Source organism: Kitasatospora sp. NPDC057223 (genome assembly GCF_042669755.1).
In the GTDB taxonomy this organism is placed as follows: Bacteria; Actinomycetota; Actinomycetes; order Streptomycetales; family Streptomycetaceae; genus Kitasatospora.
Window position 1 is genome coordinate 1 of the sequence record NZ_JBHUWW010000248.1, and the last position, 4,794, is coordinate 4,794.

Here is a 4,794-nt window from a genome sequence, read left to right on the forward strand (position 1 = left end):
GCACCCCCATCACCCAAACCACCCTCACCACCCACCCCACCACCCCCCAACAACTCACCACCACCCTCCACAACCTCACCAACACCAACGACAACGGACTGCTCCGGACCACCTGGTCGGAACTCCGGCTCGCCGAAGGCGCTGCGGAACAGGGCAGTTGGGCGGTCCTCGGCGAGGACGTCGCGGGCCTCCTGCCGGAGCCGACGACGACCGACGGCTACGCCGACCTGGACGCACTGCTGAGCGCACTCGCCGACGGCGCCCCCGCGCCGGAGCTGGTCCTCGCGCGCATCCCCGACCCCGACCGCGACGCCCCGCTGCCGGCGGCGGTCCGCACGGCGGCCTACCCCACGCTGGAGCTGCTCCAGCGCTGGCTGGCCGCGCCCGAGCTCGACCAGGTCCGCCTGGTGCTGGTCGGCACCGGTGCGGCGGCGGTCACCCCGGGCGAGCACCTGGCCGCACCGGCGCTGGCCGCCGTCTGGGGGCTGGTGCGCTCCGCGCAGGCCGAGAACCCGGACCGCATCACGCTGCTCGACCTCGACGCCCACCCCGGCACCCCGGCCACCGCCGAGACGCTGGCCGCCACCCTCGCCGCCGCCCACGCGGCCGGGGAGCCCCAGCTCGCCGTCCGGAACAACAAGCCGTACACCCCCCGGCTCACGCCCAACACCGCGCCGGCCCTCACGCCGCCGCAGGACGCGCCGAACTGGCGTCTGGAGATCCTGGAGAAGGGCACGCTCGACAGCCTGACCCTGGCGCCGTCCGGCGGGGGCGAGGAGGAGTCGTTGCCGTCCGGCCACGTCCGGGTGGCGATCCACGCGGCCGGCCTGAACTTCCGCGACAGCCTGATCGCACTCGGCCTCTACCCGGAGGACGACGCCCCGTTCGGCAGCGAGGCCGCCGGCATCGTCACCCACGCGGCCGAGGACGTCAGCGACTTCCGGCCGGGCGACCGCGTCTACGGCCTCTTCCCGGGGTCGATCACCCGGTTCAGCACGACCGACCAGCGGTACCTGGCCCGTACGCCCGCGCACTTCACCCACACCGAGGCGGCCACCACGGCGGTGGTGCACCTGACGGCGTACCACGCGTTGAAGCACCTGGCCGACCTGCAGCCGCACCACCACCTGCTGATCCACGCCGCCACCGGCGGTGTCGGACTCGCCGCGCTCAACATCGCCCGCCACATCGGCGCCACCGTCCACACCACCACCAGCGTTTACAAGCAGCACCACCTGGCCGGACTCGGCGTGCCGGCGAGCCACATCAGCAACAGCCGTGACCTCAGCTTCGAGGAGCACGTCAACGCCACCACCGACGGCCAGGGCATCGACTTCGCGCTGCACTCCCTGACCAAGGAGTACACCGACGCCACGCTGCGGCTGCTGGAGCCCCGCAAGGGCCACCTGATCGACATCGGGAAGCTCGACATCCGCGACGCCGACACCGTCGGCCGCGACCACCCCGGCGTCGGCTACTCGTACTTCGACCTGTTCGAGACCGGTCCCGACCACATCCAGCAGCTGCTCAAGGAGCTGACCGCGCTGTTCGAGGCGCGCGTCCTCGAACCGCTCCCGATCACCGCGTGGGAGATCTCGGACGCCCCGGCCGCCCTGCGGCACCTGGCCTCCGGCCGGCACATCGGCAAGCTGGCGCTGACCGTCCCGCAGCCCCTGGACCCGAACGGCACCGTCCTCATCACCGGCGCCACCGGCACCCTCGGCGCCCACGTCGCCCGCCACCTCGCCACCCACCACCACGCCAACCGCTTCCTCCTCCTCAGCCGCAGCGGCACCAACGCCCCCGGCGCCGACCAACTCCTCACCGAACTACGCGAACTCGGCGCCCACGCCGACCTCCTCGCCACCGACACCGCCGACCACCACGCCCTCACCGAAGCCCTCGCCACCATCCCCACCGACCACCCCCTCACCGGCGTCTTCCACGTCGCCGGCGTCCTCGACGACGGCACGCTCGCGGCCCTCACCCCGGAGCGGCTCGACACGGTGCTGCGGCCCAAGGCCGACGCGGCGTGGCACCTGCACCGGCTCACCGAGCACCTCGACCTCGCCGCCTTCGTCCTCTTCTCCTCCGCCGCCGGCACCCTCGGCACCCCCGGACAGGCCAACTACGCAGCAGCCAACGCCGCCCTCGACGCCCTCGCCCACCACCGCCACACCCACGGCCTCCCCGCCACCTCCATCGCCTGGGGACTCTGGGCCGAGACCAGCACCCTCACCACCAACCTCCAGAGCACCGACCGCAGCCGGCTGAACCGCAGCGGCGCCGTCCCGCTGACCACCGAGCGTGGCCTCGCCCTGCTCGACGCGGCACTGCTCAGCCGGCAGTCCGTGCTGACCGCGGTGCAGCTGGACGAGAGCGCGCTGCGCGGTGACGCCGCGGCGGCGCCGGCGCTGCTGCGCGGCCTGCTGCGGGCGCCGGCCAGGCGGGTGGCCGCGGCTGCGGCTGCGGCCCCGAGCGGACCGTCGCTGACGGACCGGCTGGCGCCGCTCAACCCGTCGGCGCGGCGGAACCTGCTGCTGGACCTGGTGCGCGGCGAGGCCGCCGTCGTCCTGGCCCACCCGGATGCCGCCCGGCTGGCGCCGGACCAGCCGTTCAAGGACCTCGGCTTCGACTCCCTCACCGCCGTCGAACTCCGCAACCGCCTGCGTGCCGCCACCGGACTCCACCTCCCCACCACCCTCGTCTTCGACCACCCGACGCCGGAGGCGCTCGCCGCCCGGCTGCTGGCCGACCTGGCCGTCCCGGAGCAGGGATCGGCACAGGCGGACGAGGGCGCGGGCGACGAGGGCGCGGCCGGGCTGCGGGCCCTGGAGGCCTCCATGGAGGAGGCGCTGGCCGCCGGGGCGGCCGTGCCCGGCGCGCTGCTGGGGCGGCTGCGGGTGCTGCTGTCGCGGCTGGAGGCCGGCGGCGTCGAGGAGGCCGGCGCGGACTCCGAGGCGATCGACCTGGAGAACGCCACCCACGACGAGATCTTCGCGCTGATCGACGGCGGCAGTTCCTGACGGAGCGGCAGTTCGGCAACGAGTAGTAGACAACGGCAATCCGAGGAACGGACAGGCAGAGGCGATCATGGCGGACGAACAGAAGCTCTTCGAGTACCTCAAGCGGGCGACGGCCGACCTCCAGGACACCCGGCGGCGGCTCCAGGAGGTGCAGGACCGGGAGAAGGAGCCGATCGCGGTGGTCGGCATCGGCTGCCGCTACCCGGGCGGGGTGAACTCGCCGGAGGACCTGTGGCGGCTGGTCGCCGACGGGGTCGACGCGATCGGCCCGTTCCCGGAGGACCGCGGCTGGGACACCGGCGCGCTCTACGACCCGGACCCGGAGCACTCGGGCACCTCGTACGTCCGCGAGGGCGGGTTCCTCGCCGGGGCCGCCGACTTCGACGCGGAACTGTTCGGGATCAGTCCGCGCGAGGCGCTGGCGATGGACCCGCAGCAGCGGCTGCTGCTGGAGACCGCCTGGGAGGCGGTGGAGCGGGCCGGCCTGGATCCGTCGGCACTGCGCGGGACGCGGACGGGCGTGTTCGTCGGCGCCTCCTCGCACGACTACGCGACCCGGACGCCGACCGTCCCGACCGCCGTCGAGGGGTACGTGATCACGGGTGCGGCCGCGAGCGTGCTGTCCGGGCGGGTGTCGTACGTACTGGGCCTGGAGGGGCCCGCGCTGACGGTGGACACCGCCTGCTCGTCCTCGCTGGTGACGGTGCACCTGGCGGCGCAGTCGCTGCGGCGCGGGGAGAGCACGCTGGCGCTGGCCGGCGGTGTGGTGGTGATGTCGACGCCGAACATCTTCGTGGAGTTCAGCCGGCAGCGCGGGCTGGCCCCGGACGGGCGCTGCAAGCCGTTCGCGGCCGGTTCGGACGGCACCGGCTTCGCCGAGGGCGTCGGCGTCCTGGTGCTGGAGCGGCTGTCGGACGCGCGGCGCAACGGGCACAAGGTGCTTGCGGTGCTGCGTGGTTCGGCGATCAACCAGGACGGTGCCAGCAACGGCCTGACCGCGCCGAACGGCCCCGCGCAGCAGCGGGTGATCCGGGAGGCGCTGGCGAGTGCGGGGCTGACGGCGGACCAGGTGGACGCGGTGGAGGCGCACGGCACCGGCACCACGCTCGGCGACCCGATCGAGGCGCAGGCCATCCTGGCCACCTACGGCCAGGACCGGCCCGCCGACCTCCCGCTGCACCTCGGCTCGATCAAGTCCAACATCGGCCACACCCAGGCCGCCGCCGGCGTGGCCGGCATCATCAAGATCATCGAGGCGCTGCAGCACGGTGAGCTGCCGCGCACCCTGCACCTGGACGAGCCGTCCCCGCACGTCGACTGGAGCGGCGGGAACGTCGCCCTGCTGGCCGAGCACACGCCGTGGCCGGAGACCGGCCGCCCTCGCCGGGCCGCCGTCTCCTCCTTCGGCATCAGCGGCACCAACGCCCACCTGATCCTCGAACAGGCCCCGGAGCAGGCCGACGCCGAGGAGCCGGAGCCGGCCGAGTCCGGGCCGGTGGCCTGGCCGCTGTCCGGGCACACCGAGCAGGCGCTGCGCGAACAGGCCGGCCGGCTGCGCGAGCACCTCGGCGGCACCGAGGCGGACGCCGCGGACGTCGCCCACGCGCTGGCCACCACCCGCGCCGCGCACGAGCACCGCGCGGTCGTGGTGACCGCGGACGCGGCGGAGGCCGACGAGGCGTTGGAGGCGTTGGTGGCGGGGCGTTCGCACCCCGCCCTGCACACCGGCACCGCACGCTCCGGCGGCCGCACCGTCTTCGTCTTCCCC

The 4,794-nt window shown here is 74.3% G+C and carries 2 protein-coding genes; both read left to right on the top strand.

The genetic code is table 11. The features are described 5' to 3' along the window. On the top strand, positions 1–3,026 hold a 3,026-nt coding region (locus ACFUK0_RS39390; RefSeq protein ID WP_380258769.1), incomplete at its 5' end, for an SDR family NAD(P)-dependent oxidoreductase. Positions 3,027–3,093: 67 nt separating this feature from the next. Then, the coding region (locus ACFUK0_RS39395) for a type I polyketide synthase (RefSeq protein ID WP_380258771.1) at positions 3,094–4,794 on the top strand (1,701 nt) is incomplete at its 3' end.